This window comes from Sphingopyxis terrae subsp. terrae NBRC 15098, assembly GCF_001610975.1.
In the GTDB taxonomy this organism is placed as follows: Bacteria; Pseudomonadota; Alphaproteobacteria; order Sphingomonadales; family Sphingomonadaceae; genus Sphingopyxis; species Sphingopyxis terrae_A.
Genome location: NZ_CP013342.1, coordinates 3,949,900 through 3,965,477, shown reverse-complemented (window position 1 = coordinate 3,965,477; position 15,578 = coordinate 3,949,900). Strand labels below are relative to the sequence as shown.

The 15,578-nt window shown below is 56.4% G+C and carries 12 protein-coding genes; 8 read left to right on the top strand and 4 right to left on the bottom strand.

Going from position 1 to position 15,578, the window contains the following annotated elements; translation table 11 throughout:
• Nucleotides 1–18: 18 nt before the first annotated feature.
• On the top strand, nucleotides 19–267 hold the full coding sequence (locus AOA14_RS18920; RefSeq protein WP_238929693.1) for a hypothetical protein: 249 nt from the start codon (nucleotides 19–21) through the stop codon (nucleotides 265–267).
• A 33-nt stretch (nucleotides 268–300) separates the two neighbouring features.
• Here AOA14_RS18920 and AOA14_RS18915 read toward each other — a convergent pair whose 3' ends face one another.
• The 4 genes from AOA14_RS18915 to AOA14_RS18905 are packed head-to-tail and all read right to left on the bottom strand — an operon-like array spanning nucleotide 301 to nucleotide 1,878.
• Nucleotides 301–498 carry a DUF6961 family protein gene (locus tag AOA14_RS18915; protein ID WP_062902924.1) on the bottom strand — a complete coding sequence of 66 codons (198 nt, stop codon included), beginning with the start codon at nucleotides 496–498 and terminating at the stop codon, nucleotides 301–303.
• Nucleotides 498–896 carry a DUF5818 domain-containing protein gene (locus AOA14_RS19500; protein ID WP_202988501.1) on the bottom strand — a complete coding sequence of 133 codons (399 nt, stop codon included), beginning with the start codon at nucleotides 894–896 and terminating at the stop codon, nucleotides 498–500. The genes AOA14_RS18915 and AOA14_RS19500 overlap by 1 nt, the downstream gene beginning before the upstream one ends.
• Entirely contained in the window at nucleotides 797–1,222 is a 426-nt protein-coding gene (locus AOA14_RS20230; protein WP_082820013.1) for a thermonuclease family protein, read from the bottom strand. Before AOA14_RS20230 ends, AOA14_RS19500 begins: the two co-directional genes overlap by 100 nt.
• Before the next feature lie 11 nt (nucleotides 1,223–1,233).
• Complete coding sequence (locus AOA14_RS18905) at nucleotides 1,234–1,878, bottom strand: S24 family peptidase (RefSeq protein WP_007011047.1); 645 nt, start codon at nucleotides 1,876–1,878, stop codon at nucleotides 1,234–1,236.
• 409 nt (nucleotides 1,879–2,287) lie between these two features.
• Between AOA14_RS18905 and AOA14_RS18895 the strand changes: the two genes are divergently transcribed.
• The 7 genes from AOA14_RS18895 (at nucleotide 2,288) to AOA14_RS18865 (ending at nucleotide 15,578) form a co-directional block, all read left to right on the top strand.
• Nucleotides 2,288–3,184 (top strand): BrxR family helix-turn-helix transcriptional regulator, encoded by an 897-nt coding sequence (locus AOA14_RS18895; RefSeq protein ID WP_062902921.1) that lies wholly within the window; start codon nucleotides 2,288–2,290, stop codon nucleotides 3,182–3,184.
• Nucleotides 3,177–3,635: a BREX-3 system P-loop-containing protein BrxF gene (gene brxF / locus AOA14_RS18890; RefSeq protein WP_062902920.1), complete on the top strand. Its 459-nt coding sequence runs from the start codon at nucleotides 3,177–3,179 to the stop codon at nucleotides 3,633–3,635. Before AOA14_RS18895 ends, brxF begins: the two co-directional genes overlap by 8 nt.
• A gap of 21 nt (nucleotides 3,636–3,656) precedes the next feature.
• Nucleotides 3,657–7,388, top strand: a complete 3,732-nt coding sequence (locus AOA14_RS18885; RefSeq protein WP_202988337.1) for a DUF6079 family protein — start codon at nucleotides 3,657–3,659, stop codon at nucleotides 7,386–7,388.
• Nucleotides 7,389–7,416: 28 nt separating this feature from the next.
• Nucleotides 7,417–10,062, top strand: coding sequence for a DNA methyltransferase (locus AOA14_RS18880; RefSeq protein ID WP_062902918.1), 2,646 nt, complete (start codon nucleotides 7,417–7,419; stop codon nucleotides 10,060–10,062).
• Nucleotides 10,063–10,133: 71 nt separating this feature from the next.
• A complete protein-coding gene (locus AOA14_RS18875; protein WP_202988336.1) occupies nucleotides 10,134–12,872 on the top strand; it encodes a helicase-related protein in 2,739 nt (912 codons plus the stop codon).
• Nucleotides 12,869–14,872 carry a BREX-3 system phosphatase PglZ gene (pglZ, locus tag AOA14_RS18870; RefSeq protein ID WP_062902916.1) on the top strand — a complete coding sequence of 668 codons (2,004 nt, stop codon included), beginning with the start codon at nucleotides 12,869–12,871 and terminating at the stop codon, nucleotides 14,870–14,872. Before AOA14_RS18875 ends, pglZ begins: the two co-directional genes overlap by 4 nt.
• On the top strand, nucleotides 14,859–15,578 hold the full coding sequence (locus AOA14_RS18865) for a hypothetical protein (RefSeq protein WP_062902915.1): 720 nt from the start codon (nucleotides 14,859–14,861) through the stop codon (nucleotides 15,576–15,578). The genes pglZ and AOA14_RS18865 overlap by 14 nt, the downstream gene beginning before the upstream one ends.

The following is a 15,578-nucleotide window of genomic DNA, read 5'->3' as shown; positions in this document are numbered from 1 at the left end:
AGTTCTGTCTTTGTTCTCATGTCGACCATGTCCCGAATCGCCGATGAGATCCTGTTTACGCACATCGAGGTCGCGCTTGCGGTTGCGTCCGAAGCAACGCTTGTCGGGCTCGGAGCTGACGACCCGCGAGCCCAGCGCAATGCTCGTGTCGATCTCGCGCGCCATCTGGTCGAGCGGATGCAGGGTTTGGAGATCGAAGGCGAGGGGGATGCCGGCAGGAGCTCGCAGCCCACTCTCTTTCCGGGCGATCTCTCGCCGATGGGCTGACCAGCATTGAGATGTGGCTGAGGTAATATTGGCTTATTGCAGGCGCGTCGGGTCATCCTTCCCCATCAGCTCTGCCACGCGTTTGGCGATGGCTTTCCAGATGGCGATGCCCGCCTCGTCCTCAATCAGTGCGAGCGCGCCGATCTGCTCGGCGACATGAAGGGGTGCATTCTCACCATGGGTCTGCAGGACCTGGTTGGCACAGGCCCAGAGTTCCCAATTGCTCAGCATTAGCCGAGACGTCCAACAAGGCCGAGGAAGAACGCGATCAGACCGTAGCCCACGACAACGCCCGCCAGGAGAAGTTCAACATTGAATTTGGAGCGAGGAGGGCGGGGTTGCCCTGCTGGCCAGATCTGATCGCAGATGAACTCGTTGAAGCCGGCGCGGCGTCCGCAGACTTCCACTTCGCGTCCGAGCAACCGGCGTGCTCCACGCCCGTCGTCGAGCTCCCACACCCCGCCGCCCGCATGGAGTTCCAGTCCGAAGGGGCCTTCGGCAAGACGGCCTGTCAGATAGAGTTCCGGGCCTAGCGGCACGCAGGCCCTTTCCAGTAGCGATCCCAACGCAGCACAGTGCGTGTCTGGATCATCGAGCAGGAGAGATCGGCTCCGTTCGGCAATCGGCACCAGGCAGCCGTCCGGTTGCCGCCTGCCGAACCTTCCGACCGGCATGTCAATCTCGGTCCACGAACCACGACGTGCCCTGTCGAGATGGTCCCGCGAGGGCCGCCAAGAAGATCGACGAGCGCGTCGCGCGCTTCGATAGCCGACGCGTCGGGGCAGGGCTGGTTGGTCCGGCATGTCCCGTCCATTTCGCGCGCGGCGATTCCTGCAATACGGACATGGGGGCCTTCGGCGCACCATATAGGCCCGTCGCCATCCCAGACATGCGTGGGTGTGCAGGTAAAGGTCTGGCCAGCAGCGACGATCGAGGCAGCGAGGAGGGCAAGCATTGGCGAGCTACCTAGCGTAGCGCGCGGCCGAACCAAAGCACGCGGCCGACGATATTGATCGTCCGCTTCTCCAGGCCGCGCCAACTTGGATAGGCCGGATTGTCGCTGAGCACTGAGACCCGCTTGCCTTGCGGCTCGATAGCGACCCGCTTGACGCTAAGCATGTCATCCATGCGCAGCACATAGATCCCGTCGCGCAGCCGCGACTGTCCATCGTTGAGATCGACCATGACTTCATCGCCGTCATGCAAGGTTGGCTCCATCGAATCCCCGTGCACGGCGATGATCGATAGGCTCGTCGCCTTGCTCGCGGTCAGGCGGCGCAGCCACTTCTCATCGAACCCGAACTGGGCGCATTTGGATTCCATTTCGGCCAAAGCGCCGTGCCCTGCCGAGGCTTCGACATCAAGAACGGGGACATGGACCAGTTCGACGACCGGGCCGGATCGCCGCTCGGGCGCACCGAGGATCTTCTCATCTACTCCGAAGAAGCGAGCGAGCACGGAGCGATCCTGCTCGTCCAGTTGCCGGGGACTGCCGCGGCGGATGTATTGCTGGATGTAGGCCGCGTTGCGTCCGAGAAGGCGGGAGATCGAGGAGTAATTACAGCCTCGTTGCTGGATCAGGTCGTCCAGGGCTTTGCGTGCATCTTCCATCGCTGCGGGTCCTATCGCATCCGTCTAGGAAATTCGATCCTAGACTCTAGGAAGCCTTCCTAATAAGAACATAACAAGAACACAAGTGGAAAGCGAGTCGAAGGCGATGGAGCTCCTGGACCAGATTGAGGGCTATTTGGCGCGAAGCGGTACGAAGGCCAGCATGTTTGGTAGGCATGCCGTTGGGGACCCACGGTTTGTTCAGGATCTTCGCGAGGGACGGCGGCCGAGGCGCAAGACGACGCAACGTGTCCTTAATTTTCTCGCGTCTACAGAGGGAGTTGCGTCCACCATCTCGGATCGTGTTGACGTGTTGGCGGATTAGATTCGCATTGCTTTAATTACATCCGTCCAGTAGGTGTGCCCATACAGAAACTGGTCATTCCAGTTTTTGTGGGGGCTACGGGGCATGGACGGCGAATCAGGATTACGAAGAGGGGTCGAGAGCAGGCTGGAATTCATCGAATTCCGGTTGTTCTGGGAAGGCCACGTAAACCGAAGCGACATCGTCGAGACATTCGGGGTTTCGATCAATCAGGCGTCAGCCGATCTCAACAGATATCTGGGTCTGGCCGGGACCAACATGGTCTACGACAAGAGCGCACGGACCTATGTGCGAAGCTCTTCCTTCAAGCCAATCTTCCATAAGCCTGACGCCGAGCGGTATCTCACCCAGATCCGGTCGATAGCTGACGGGATCATTACTCCTGACGATGCCTGGATCGGCAGCGTTCCGGGGTTTGCTTGCGCGCCAACACCTGCCCGCGGTGTGTCTGCTCCCATTCTCAGAGCGGTCGTGACCGCGATCAAGCGCAAGGAAGTACTCGAGGTCCTCTATCAGTCGATGTCCTCGCCTAATCCGTCCTGGCGCTGGATCGCGCCGCATGCCTTGGTCTTTGACGGGTTCAGATGGCACGCCCGGGCCCACTGCGTCCGTAGCGGGGAATTCAAAGACTTCGTCCTGTCCCGCATCGGAGAAACGCGGGCGAGCAAGGCTAGCGAGGGGACAGACTCGCGCGATCGTGATTGGCTCAGTGACATTGACCTCGTCATCGCACCCCATCCTGAACTGAGCGTCGGCCAACGAAAGGCGATCGAACTCGATTATGCAATGGAAGGGGGCAGGGCGACCATCCCGGTCAAGCGCGCGCTCTTATATTATGCGCTCAAGCGGCTTGGGCTCGACACCGACCCGTCGGCTCGGCGGCCCCAGGATCAGCAAATCGTTCTGCTGAATGCAGACGCGATCAACTCTGCAATGGGAGCTGAAACCTCCGCTCAGACACACGGAGCGCAGGATGCTTGAGCACCTTCAGCAATTGGTTGCCGATGCGGCGCAGCTCAACAGCAAGTTGGTCCTCGTCGTTGCGAATTCTGGAGGAGGCAAAACCGCTCTGCTCGCCGAATTCGCTAAGACCCACGATCTGCAGATCATAAATGTCGGTAGCGAACTCTCGAACCTGCTTCTTCCAATCCCGTCTTCGCAAAGAAGCTTCGAGGTGTTGGGCGTATTGAGGGACATGCTGTCGCATCACCGCGATCGCGGGGTAGTCGTACTCGACAATATCGAAGTCATGTTTGATGCAGAATTGAAGATAAATCCCTTCGATACAATCAAACGCTTGGCCCACGCTATGACAGTCGTCGTGGCGTGGCCGGGAAATTTCAAGGATGGCCGCCTGCTTTACGCAAAAGTGGGTCATCCCGATCACTGCGATGTCGCCGTAGATGGCGCAATCGTACTTGAGTTGAACTGAGCTTTGAGAGGAATTTTGGAGATGTCCATGCAGTATGGCGATCTCATTCAGTTTGAACCGATTGAATCGGTCATTCAGCTTCTGGACGCGAACCGTCCGGACGAAGCGAAGAAGCTCGTTTCGACCTACGTGATTTCCGACGATATGGCCGAGCGCATAGCAACGCAGATCGTCCCGCAGCTGTCGTTCGACGAAGCCGTCGATCACAAGGGACTTCTGGTCGTCGGCAACTACGGTACGGGTAAATCGCACCTCATGTCAGTGCTGTCGCTCGTCGCCGAGGACGCCGCCTACGTTCCCTTGATCCGTCATCCCAAAGTGGCTGAAGCCGCGGCAACGATCGCTGGAAAGTTCAAGGTCCACAGGATCGAAATCTCAAGCCAGATGTCCCTGCGCGACATCATCACGCAGCAGCTGGAGCTTTTCCTCGAAAAGAACGGTGTCAGTTTTTCCTTCCCGCCTGCGGACAAGGTCATCAACAACAAGGCGGCCTTTGAAGAGATGATGGCCGCGTTCGCGGACGTTCATCCGAACCAGGGCGTGCTCCTCGTTGTCGACGAATTCCTTGAGTATCTGCGGTCTCGCAAGGATCACGATCTGGTCCTCGATCTCTCGTTCCTCCGCGAGATTGGTGAAGTCGCAAAGCATCTGCGTTTTCGCTTCGTGGCCGGCGTTCAGGAAGCCATCTTCGACAGCAGCCGCTTCCAGCATGTTGCGGACAGCCTGCGCCGCGTGAAGGATCGCTTCACGCAGGTGCTTCTCGCACGCCAGGACGTGAGCTTTGTAGTCGCCGAACGTCTTCTCAAGAAGACCGCCGATCAGCAGGACAAGATCCGGACGTACCTCACGCCCTTTGCAAAGTTCTATGGCTCAATGAACGAGCGCATGGACGAGTACGTCAGGCTCTTTCCTGTGCATCCCGATTACATCGGAACCTTCGAGCGGCTTGTGTTCACCGAGAAGCGTGGCGCTCTCGTGACCTTGCGCGATCAAATCCAGGCGATCCTGAAGGATGAAGTTCCGAGCGATCGGCCAGGCCTGATCGGCTACGATAAATTCTGGGACACCGTCACGTCGAACTCCGTCCTTCGCGCGGACCCCAACATTGGTCCGGTGCTGAAGGTATCTGAAGTCCTCTCGGAGCGCGTGACGAAAGCTTTCACGCGTCCTGCTTACAAGCCGATGGCACTGCGCATCATCGATGGCTTGTCGGTGCATCGCTTAACGACCGGCGGCGACATCTACGTTCCAGTCGGCCCCACTGCCGAAGAGCTTCGCGACACGCTGTGTCTCTTCCAGCCAGGCATTGAGGACATGGGTGGGGAGCCGGAAGCCGACTTGCTTTCGCTCGTCCAGACGGTGCTTCGCGAAACGCTCAAGACGGTGAACGGGCAGTTCATTTCGAAAGCTCCCGACACCGAGCAGTACTACCTCGATCTCAAGAAGGACGTGGACTACGACGCTCAGATTGAGAAGCGCGCCGAAGCGCTTTCGGATGATGCGCTCGATCGCGCCTACTACAGCGCTGTACGGCAGCTAATGGAGCGGACCGACGAAACGAGCTACGTGACCGGTCACCAGATCTGGCAATACCAGATCGAGTGGCAGGACCGTCGCGTCGAGCGCAACGGTTACCTCTTCTTCGGGGCGCCTAACGACCGTCCAACAGCGCAACCCGAGCGCGATTTCTACATCTACTTTATCCAGCCTTATGATCCTCCGCGCTTCCGGGATGAGAGCAATGGTGACGAAGTCTTCTTTCGCCTGAAGGGCAGGGATGACGTGATCGATCGTCACCTCTCGTTTTATGCTGCGGCGCAGGACCTTGCGTCGACGGCGAGCGGCGGCGCGAAGTCGATTTACCTCGACAAGGCGAAGGATGCCCTCCGGGACATCAGCAAATGGCTGCAGGAAAAGCAGATGACGGCCTTCGAGGTTTCGTACCAAGGGAAGGCCAAGACCCTGCAGGATTGGGCCAAGGGGGTTTCGCTGCGGGATAAGGCGCGCCTCGGACCTGATGAGCGCATCAATTTCCGTGATGTGGTCAACGTTATCTCCGGTCTGGCGCTTAACAACCAATTTGCGGAAGACGCGCCGGAATATCCCGCCTTTTCAGCTCTGGTGACTGAAGCGAACCGCAAGCAGCTGGTCAGCAACGCATTGCGGGCACTGGCGGGCGGGAACCGCACGAAAGATGCCATCATTATTCTCGACGGCCTTGAAATGCTCGATGGCGACCGGATCGAGCCTACTCGCTCGCGCTATGCCAAGGATGTTCTCGAGAAATTGAAGGCCAAGGGCCATGGTCAGGTCCTTAACCGAAGCGAGCTGTTGAGCGGCGATGGAGACGTGGAGTTCTTCTCGCCAATCAAGTTCCGACTTGAGCCCGATCTCTTGATCACGGTGCTCGGAGCATTGGTCTACGCCGGCGATATCGTTCTCGCAGTCACGGGAGACAAGATCGATTCCGGCAAGATATCTCTGCTCGCTGAGCGCTCGCTGGATGACCTGAAGCAGTTCAAGCATGTCGAGGCTCCGAAGGAAATCAACGTCGCGATCCTTCGATCGCTATTTGAGTTGCTAGGCTTGCCGCCGGGGCTTGCTCAGCAAGCGACCCAGGGTTCCGACGAGCCGGTCAAACTGCTGCAGGAACAGGTTGGAAAGCTAACCCGCCGCGTTCTTGGCGCGACAACCGATATGTCCGGCAGGCTAAGCTTCTGGGGGCAGTCGCTCTTACGTGATGAGGAAATCGCCGACCGGCGAAGCAAACTCGAGAGTCTGAAGGCGTTCTCAGAAAGTTTGGCCCCCTACAACACGGTGGGCAAACTCAAGAACCTTCGGATCGGGTCTGAAGATATTGCTGCGCAGACCAAGAACCTCGAAACGCTGAAAGCCATCGAGGGCCTTCTCGACCTTGTGGCAGAGCTTGGCGCAACGGCCGGCTACCTTTCGCAGGCTGAGATGGTCCTGTCGCCTGATCATGCCTGGGTTAAACAGGCTCAGGATGCGCGCAAGCAGCTTCTCGAGAAGCTTGCTGCAGATAGCGGGGTTCAGAATGCCACCGATTATCGGCAGACCCTGGCCAAGCTAAAAAAAGACTACGTCACCGCCTACGTTGGGCAGCACAGCACCGCCCGACTGGGCCTTGCCGAGGACAAGACAAAGTCTTCGCTTCGCAAGGACTCTCGACTTGTCGCTTTGCGCGCGCTTGCCGGGATCTCGCTTATGCCAACCAGCCAGCTGACGACTTTCGAAGAGAAGCTGGACAAGCTCAAGAGCTGTCCATCATTGGTGGAATCCGATCTTTCCGCTGGACCTGTGTGTCCCTATTGCGGCTTCCGACCTGCGAATGAGCAAGGGGACTTGCTGCCTGCGGCTAATGTCTTGAAACAGCTCGATGACGAGCTTGACCGGCTAATGAATGGCTGGAGTCAGGCCCTTCTCGACAATCTCGAAGATCCGATCATCCAAGAGAATCTCGATCTCTTAAAGCCGGCAGTGCGAAGCCTTGTCGACGGGTATATTTCGTCGAAGGTTATTCCCGAACCGGTCACGCCGGACTTCGTTGCAGCCATTCAGGAGGCCCTGTCAGGACTCGAAAAAATCAATGTCAGTGGGGAAGATATCAGGCAGGCGCTTCTGCTTGGCGGCTCGCCAGCGACACCTGAAGATCTGCGCAAACGGTTCGAGGCGTTCTTGAGCGATCGCTGCAAAGGCAAGGACGCCACTAAGCTTCGCTTCGTGGTCGATTGAAATCGTCAAGGTTTTTAAGGATTATAAGATGAATAGGCACCTTAATCTGGAATCGGATGGTCAAAACAACGGATCTGAAGCCTTGGGCGAAGTCTTCGAATCTCGCGAGGAGAGGGACAGGTATTTTAGAAATAAATTGAAGGAATCCATTGAGAAGAGCGGGTTGGATTCGAGAGATGATTTTCCAAAGGCCAGCGTGAATGAGGTTGTTGGTCTTTCCAACCCACCTTTTTACACGGCTTGCCCTAACCCTTTTTTGCCAGAATTTGTTAAGATCTTCGGAAATGCAAATGATACACCAGCTTCAAGCCAACCCTACATAGGCGATCTGGTCGCCGATAGTCGGCATCCAGTCTATTCGTATCACCCCTATCATACCAAGGTGCCTCCGGCTGTCATAAAAACGCTTATTGAGCATTACACTCGTCCGGGCGACCTGGTACTAGATGCTTTCAGTGGTTCCGGGATGACCGGCGTTGCTGCGCGGGAATGTGGGCGCAACGCCATCGTGGTCGACCTGGCACCTATTGCCGGATTTATCTCAGCGATCGCAACCCAGAACAACCCGGGCTATGAGGCGGCTGAATTACTCCAGAATGCAATAGAATCCTCAAAAAGTGAATTCGGCTGGCTGTATAAAACGCGGACCGGGCATCGTGAGTTGGAAGTAAATTATTTTGTCTGGAGTGACCTTTTTACATGCCCTGAATGTGTTTTCGAGTTTCCGTTTTTCCCCCATGGCGTCATCCATCATGGAAACAAGGTCGAAACTCGAAAGTCATTCCCGTGCCCTTCGTGCGGTGCAGATCTGAATGTACGTAAGATCGAGAGAATTCTCACTTCCAGCGGCAAGAAAAAATCATTGGCGTGGGTCAATGCCGGATCTGGAAGAAATCGTATCAGCCGCGAGCCTAACAATTATGATCTGGATGTAATTTCGCGGATAGAAAGCCTTGACGTTTCAGTTTGGGTTCCAAGCGATGCGATTGACCCTGATGGCTATTCGGCCAAACTAGCGCAGTTAGGTGACAAGGGTATCACTGATGTCAGCCGCTTTCTTTCAAAAAGAAACACGATTGTGTTTGCGGATCTATGGAGCAGAATTGTCGAATGCGATGACGTCGCAATTCGCAACACTGCGTTGTCATGCCTGACTTCTATCTTCACTGTTATTTCTGAGCGCCAGGGTTATTTCGGCGGCGGCGGCGGCATGTCAGGAAATTTGTATATGCCAATCGTCCGCATGGAGAAAAACATTTACGACTCGCTCGAAAGAAAAGTCAAAAAATTGCTCCAGGCCGAAGCAGCAAAGCCAATATCAGGCGGCGCATGCATAGTAGGAACACAATCAGCAACGAGATTGGATGGAATTCCAGATGCGAGTGTAGACTACATTTATACGGATCCTCCATTCGGTGCTAACATCATTTATAGTGAAATGAACCTTATCCTAGAAGGCTGGCTTCGTGTCAGGACATCATCCGCTGATGAGGCGGTCATAGATGAAACGAAAAGCAAGCTTTTTGACGACTATGGGCGGTTGATGCGTAAGGCGTTTCAAGAATATTTCCGTGTCCTGAAGCCCGGTCACTGGATAAGTGTTGAGTTCCATAATACAAAGGCAAGCGTATGGAACCTCATCCAAACTAGCCTTTCTGAGGCAGGATTTGTTGTCGCCCAGGTTGGAAAACTAGATAAGGGTTCTACAACTATTTTAGCCGATATCCGACCTGGAGCAGTGGTCCAGGATTTGATTATTTCGGCTTACAAGCCTGATCGTGCTGTTGAACAAGCTATCACAGAGTCTGCTTCGAAGCCGGAAGGAGTCTGGCAGTTTGTAGATCAACATTTGAAGCACATCCCCATCGTAAATCCAAATAGCGATGGCTTGATATTTATCGCTGAAAGAAGCGCCCGTATTCTTTATGATAGAATGGTCGCATGGTTCATTCGCCAGAGTATCATGGTCCCCCTTTCGGCCCAAGAATTCTTTGAGGGATTGAGTGAGCGTTACGCTGAACGTGACGAAATGTATTTCCTACCTGGAGAGGTGCAGGAGTACGAGCGTGTGCGGGCTAAGTATGTGAGTCGACCGCAGCAAGAACTCTTCGTTTCTGATGAAAAATCGGCTATCGATTGGTTGGCCGCTTTTCTTAAAAAGAAGCCATCGACGTATCGAGAAATACATCCGGAATTTGTCAGTCAGTTAGGGGCGGGTTGGCGCAAGCATGAAGAGAAGCCCGAATTAAATGATCTTCTTCAGGACAACTTTTTGAACTACCAAGGCGCATCGGGCGTGCCCAGTCAAATTCATGCGTATCTCTCAAGCAATTATAAGGAATTGCGTGGCCTCGAGAAGGATGATGCTCGCCTGAAAGCAAAGGCGAAGGATCGTTGGTATGTGCCGGATCCAAGTAAGGCGAAGGATCTCGAGCAGAAGCGCGAACGATCGCTGCTGAAGGAGTTCGAGGGCTATAAATCGGCTCCAGGACGACGGCTCAAGGAGTTTCGTCTGGAGGTTCTTCGGGCTGGCTTCAAAACGGCGTGGGCCGGTAAGGACTACAAGACCATCATCGGTATTGCCCAAAAGATCCCCGATGAGGCCCTGCAGGAAGATGAGAAGCTCCTTCTCTGGTACGATCAGGCACTCACGCGCATGGAGGCTGATGCGTGACGCATGAGGGCCGCGGGCATGGCATCGGCGACTGGTGTTGGCATGCAAGGCATGCCGCACCGTGTCGTGTCGTGGATCGGGAGCAGATCTGGGGCGAGACCGCCTATCGGGTCTGGTTGCCCGGCAAGGACGCTGTTGTTCGCGCCCGTTCCAGTGATTTGAGTTCGCTGGAGTCCGTCCAGCCAACATCTGATGAAATTCTGCATACCGCAGCGGCAGCAAAGCTGCTGGACGCTCTCGAAGACAACCTGCTTCTGGCACCCATACAGTCCAGCGTGGTGCCCTTACCGCACCAGCTTTACGCCCTCAATCGCGTGATGAGCAGGGATAGAATTCGGTATCTGCTGGCTGATGAGGTCGGTCTCGGAAAGACGATCGAAGCTGGTCTCATCCTGCGTGAACTCAAGCTACGGGGGATGGCCAAGCGCATTCTCATCGTGGCCCCAAAGGGTCTGGTAAGGCAGTGGCAGGCCGAAATGCGTCTCCATTTCGGGGAACATGTTCATTATATTGAGCCATCCGAGCTTTCCGCGTTTCGCCAATGGCGCAGCGACGAAGAGAACCTCTGGCGTCTCCACGATCAGGTGATTTGCTCGCTCGATTCCGTGAAGCCACTCGAGGCAAGGCGTGGCTGGAGCTTGGAGCAGCTGAGCACATACAATCGAGAGCGTTTCGAAGACCTAATTTCAGCATCCTGGGATCTGGTCATCATCGATGAAGCGCACCGGATGGGTGGCAGCACCGATCAGGTTGCGCGGTATAAGCTGGGTGCGGCACTCTCGGAGGCAGCACCTTACTTGCTGTTGCTCTCAGCCACGCCGCACCAAGGCAAAACCGATCAGTTCCATCGCCTCATGCAGCTGCTCGATCGGGATTCCTTTCCGGATGAAACCAGCGTCTCGAGTGACCGCGTACGTCCATTCGTCGTCCGTACCGAGAAGCGCGTCGCGATCGATGCGGAGGGGCGTCCGCTATTCAAGCCGCGACTAACGCGTCTATATCCCGTTGCATGGAGCGATCGGCACGCGGCGCAGCAAAGGCTCTACGAGGCAGTTACTGACTACGTGCGCCATGGATACAACCAGGCGATGGCGGCGAAGCAGCGGCATATCGGCTTCCTGATGATCCTCATGCAGCGCCTCGTAACATCGAGCACCGCGGCAATCCGAACAACGCTCGAAAAGCGGCAGGCAATGCTTGAGCAACCGGACCTTCAACCATCCTTGTTCGAGACGGCAGACGTGGACGAGTGGTCTGAGCTTGATGGCCAAACGCAGGTGGATCTGGCCGTGCAGACGAGGGGCTGGGAACTCGAAAAGGCTGAGGTTGAGACCCTTCTTGCGTTGGCGCGATCGACCGAAGCACAGGGTTCAGATGCGAAGGCCGAAGCGCTCTTGGAATTGATCTACAAGCTTCAGCAAGAAGAGAACGATCCGGAGCTGAAGGTCCTCATTTTCACCGAATTCGTGCCCACGCAAACGATGCTGGCTGACTTTCTGGAAAGCCGGGGTTTTTCGGTCGTCACCCTTAACGGGAGCATGGATCTCGAAGCGCGTACGCGCGCGCAGCAGTCCTTTGCCCAAGAAGCCCGGGTATTGGTTTCCACCGATGCTGGCGGCGAGGGGCTCAACCTCCAATTTTGCCACGTGATCGTGAACTTCGACATGCCATGGAATCCTATGCGTGTTGAACAGCGCATCGGCCGCGTGGACCGTATCGGACAACCCCATGTTGTGCGGGCGATCAATTTTGTTCTCGAGGACACGGTTGAACACCGAGTGCGCGAGGTCCTCGAGACCAAATTGGCTGTGATCGCCGAAGAGTTTGGCGTCGACAAAGCTAGCGATGTAATGGACTCGGTCGAGAGTGAGCCGCTTTTCGACGAGCTATTTGTCCACGGGTTGCAGAATCCCGATGACATCGAGGACGAGTGCGATGCGGTGGTAGCACAGCTTCGAACCACCATCGCTGATAGCCTGAAAGACAGCGAACTTCTGTCGGACCGCCACGAGCTTGATGCCGATGATGCGCGCAAATGGCGAGATCATCCTGCCCAGTTCTGGCTGGAAAGAGCAATCACGACCGGTTTGCCGGCCCGCGGCGGTCTCGCCGAGAAAGACGGCAATGCCTGGCGCGTTCGATGGCCGGATGGGAGCCAATCGGCCAAAGTTTGCTTCGATGCGCGTACGGCCGAAGACTATCCCGAGTTGGAATGGGTGACACTCGAAGACCCGCGTGCGGGCGCTCTGATCAGCGATCTGCCACGCTGCGTGCCTGGTCAGCATCTGCCCATCGTGCGGCTTACGGGACTGCCTGACAGCGTGCAGGGCTTGTGGTCGCTCTGGGAAATCAGCATTGCGGCCGATGATTTCAGTCGCAGGCGCTTCCTCCCGGTCTTCATCAACGAGGAAGGGCGCTCCTTCCTTCCGACCGCGAAGCGTATTTGGGACTTGTTGCTGACCGAACATCTCGATCGTCATGGCATGTTGGACGGCGAACAATCCGGCAAATGGTTTGCCCGATCGAAAGATGCCGCCATTGCTCAAGGCGAACGACAGTTTTCCGAACTGGTTGCAGAGCATGCGGAGCGGCTGCGGGAGGAACGCGAGCGCGCCAAATTCGCCTTCGATGTGCGCCACCAAGCCATTGGACGCGTCGGTCTTCAGACCGTGAGAGACTTTCGGCGCAATCGCCTGCAAGCCGAATTCGATGCCCGGATGGCGCAGCTGAGCGCAGCCGAAGCCTACACCCCGGACATTAGCGCGGTCATGATGCTGCGCGTCGGTTCGTCGGGAGATCATGCGACATGAGCGCCTGGATCGACCGAATTGTTCGCGAGTTTCCTAGCGAGCTATCGCGCTTCTGGATAGCTTGCGACCCAGACTTGGTGCTCCTCGATACTCATGTTTTGCAGGCGCTGAGGGAGCGCGGTTTCGAACTGTTGTCATTCGAAGACTCGATAGCATTTCGAGCAGAATACGAAGACCGCTTCCGTTCTGCCTGGGATCAAGGTCTGAGCGCTCCCGCTGACGCTGTGATCTTGCATTTGGCCTCCAATGGTAGCGATCAATTGCCGTGGGACTACCAACGGCAGGCACGCTTCGTCCGTCTTGGACTGGCCGACATCTTTCAGAAGCTGAGCTACCCGGCACTTCGTGATGTCGGGCCTGAGAATTACGAGCGACTGTTCGAAGCGCACCAAGCACACGCATCGCAGGTGCTCGGGGATGCCGCGACCAAGGATTTCATTCTCACGCACGTTTTTAAGATGGCGCCCATTCTCATTGACGATGAGTCGGCGTTTTGGCGCGAATTGCTTCGGCTGCATCTGCGGGGGGAGGTCCTGCCTGCTTCCCTTGCCGACAGGATCGCTGCGACACTGAAAGCGAAGCCGAGTTTTGCGCAGTTGCCGGTGAAGCGGCTCTTCGAAGATAGAGCCTATGCCCTGCGAGCAATACAGTGTTCTTGGCGTAATTATCTGACAATCGCTGGTGCGTCCTCTGCCGAGATGAAGGGGGGAACGTCATCTGTAGAAGACCAATTCGCCATTCCATTTGACCATCCCGATATTCGGATGGGCATAGATACGCTCTTCCTCGAGGGCGCTCTCACGCCAGTTCAATGCGCATCATTGCCAGCAGATTTCCCCTCGTGGGCTCGAGTTGGGATTGCCAAGGATTCCAGCGGCCAAGCGCAATTTGTGGCGGAAAATGCCACCAATGTCGCCGAGAGCCTCCCAAGCGTGGATGCGTCCCATCGTGACTGGTTTGCCTTGGCGCGCCGGTTGGGCGAACTTCTCCACCAGTACTTCGGCTTGCCTGCTGATCTCGCTGATGCGGTCGCGCAGGATGTGCGGCAAGCTCAAGATGCTGCCGACGACCGGCTACAAAATTGGCTCCGGCGGCATTTTGCCGACCTGCCATCGCTTGCGGCGGCAAATGGCCCTGTGATGCTTCACCATGTGCCGCGCTATCTCACCTACCGTCGCGGCAAGGGATGTGCCCGCCAAGCGCTTTTGCTCTTCGATGGACTGTCAATCGACCAGTGGTGTCAACTGCGCCGCCGTTTGACTGAGAGAATGTCGACGATCGAAATTGAGGAAGGGGCCTGTTTCGCATGGCTACCGAGCCTTACTTCTGTCTCCCGGCAAACGGTCTTTTCTGGGCTTAAGCCGCGTGAATTTGCCAGCTCGATCGATACCACGTCGAAGGAGCCAAGCTTGTGGGCAAAGTTCTGGCAAGAGGCGGGCCTCCGTAAGAATGAGATCGCTTATCAGAAGGGGATCAAGCACCGCGATCAGCTCCCAGCTATTGAGCAGCTAGTCGCTGATCCCGCCATCAAAGTGGCAGGGATCGTGGTCGATATGGTCGACGAAATTGTCCATGGTGCAACGCTCGGGAAGCGCGGTATCGCCAGCCAGATTGAGAACTGGTGCGACACCGGCTTTGTCGAGCAGCTTATCGAGCTTCTGATCAACCAAGGTTTCGAGATCCATCTGACGTCCGACCACGGCAACGTCGATGCAGTTGGTATCGGGCGGTTGAACCAAGGCGTTCTCTCGGAGCTTCGAGGTGAGCGGGTCAGGATTTATCGCAGCGATGACCTTGCTGCCTCCGTCCCGGAAAATCTCGAAACTGAGCGCTTCGATCTTCCAGGTCTGCCAACTGACTTCCTGCCTGTTTATCCCAAGGGGAGGGGAGCCTTCACTGGGGCAGGCGATCATATAGTGGCGCATGGAGGGATGTCGGTCGAGGAACTGATCGTCCCCTTCATCCGCATCAGTTCGAAGAGTTTGAATGATGAAAAGTGAGGGCGCTCCGCAGATCGGCTTCGATCGCTTTATTCAGTCGGATTGGGCACGCGCTGCACTTCGCGTACGCGCTGGTCTTTCGGATCCAGACGAACTCACACAGCTGATCGAAGAGACGCACTCAGGTGCTGCTGCCAAGAAAAAGACGCGAACGGTCCTCAATAGGCTTTGGTTGGAACCCAGGCCTGAATTGGCAGAATTGTGTAATCGGGCCGCCGCCATTTACGCCGCTGACCCAAGGGCATCGGTTGCCGCCCTGACCTGGGGGATGGCGATTGCGACGTATCCCTTTTTTGGATCGGTCGCGCAGATCGTAGGCAGGCTTATTCGACTGCAGGGAGATTGCACGTCCGCCGAAGTTCATCGACGGATGGCGGAGAGCTATGGCGAACGCGAAGGCACCCGCCGCATGACGAACATGGTGCTCCAATCCCAGGCAGATTGGGGCGCCATCGAGCGCATGAACAAGGGCAAGAACATCAAGGCACTGCGCGCGCCCATCACGCTTACGCCAGACCTCGAACTCTGGCTTGTTGAGGCAGCGCTACGCCACGCTGGTCGAGCAATGCCGACTAGCTCCGTAGCCACAAATCCCGTGCTCTTCCCATTCAGCTTTAGCGATCGACTGGCCTATAACCTCAGCCAGGATGCACGGTTTGCTGTCAGGGTAGACAGCGCCAGCAATCGCATCGTTGAACTCGCGTGA

What these genes read in the sequence shown, in the direction of transcription:
- AOA14_RS18920 (WP_238929693.1), top strand. Translation starts at nt 19, where the DNA reads ATGTCGACCATGTCCCGAATCGCCGATGAGATCCTGTTTACGCACATC.
- AOA14_RS18915 (WP_062902924.1), bottom strand. Translation starts at nt 498, where the DNA reads ATGCTGAGCAATTGGGAACTCTGGGCCTGTGCCAACCAGGTCCTGCAG.
- AOA14_RS20230 (WP_082820013.1), bottom strand. Translation starts at nt 1,222, where the DNA reads ATGCTTGCCCTCCTCGCTGCCTCGATCGTCGCTGCTGGCCAGACCTTT.
- AOA14_RS18905 (WP_007011047.1), bottom strand. Translation starts at nt 1,878, where the DNA reads ATGGAAGATGCACGCAAAGCCCTGGACGACCTGATCCAGCAACGAGGC.
- AOA14_RS18895 (WP_062902921.1), top strand. Translation starts at nt 2,288, where the DNA reads ATGGACGGCGAATCAGGATTACGAAGAGGGGTCGAGAGCAGGCTGGAA.
- brxF (WP_062902920.1), top strand. Translation starts at nt 3,177, where the DNA reads ATGCTTGAGCACCTTCAGCAATTGGTTGCCGATGCGGCGCAGCTCAAC.
- AOA14_RS18885 (WP_202988337.1), top strand. Translation starts at nt 3,657, where the DNA reads ATGTCCATGCAGTATGGCGATCTCATTCAGTTTGAACCGATTGAATCG.
- AOA14_RS18880 (WP_062902918.1), top strand. Translation starts at nt 7,417, where the DNA reads ATGAATAGGCACCTTAATCTGGAATCGGATGGTCAAAACAACGGATCT.
- pglZ (WP_062902916.1), top strand. Translation starts at nt 12,869, where the DNA reads ATGAGCGCCTGGATCGACCGAATTGTTCGCGAGTTTCCTAGCGAGCTA.
- AOA14_RS18865 (WP_062902915.1), top strand. Translation starts at nt 14,859, where the DNA reads ATGATGAAAAGTGAGGGCGCTCCGCAGATCGGCTTCGATCGCTTTATT.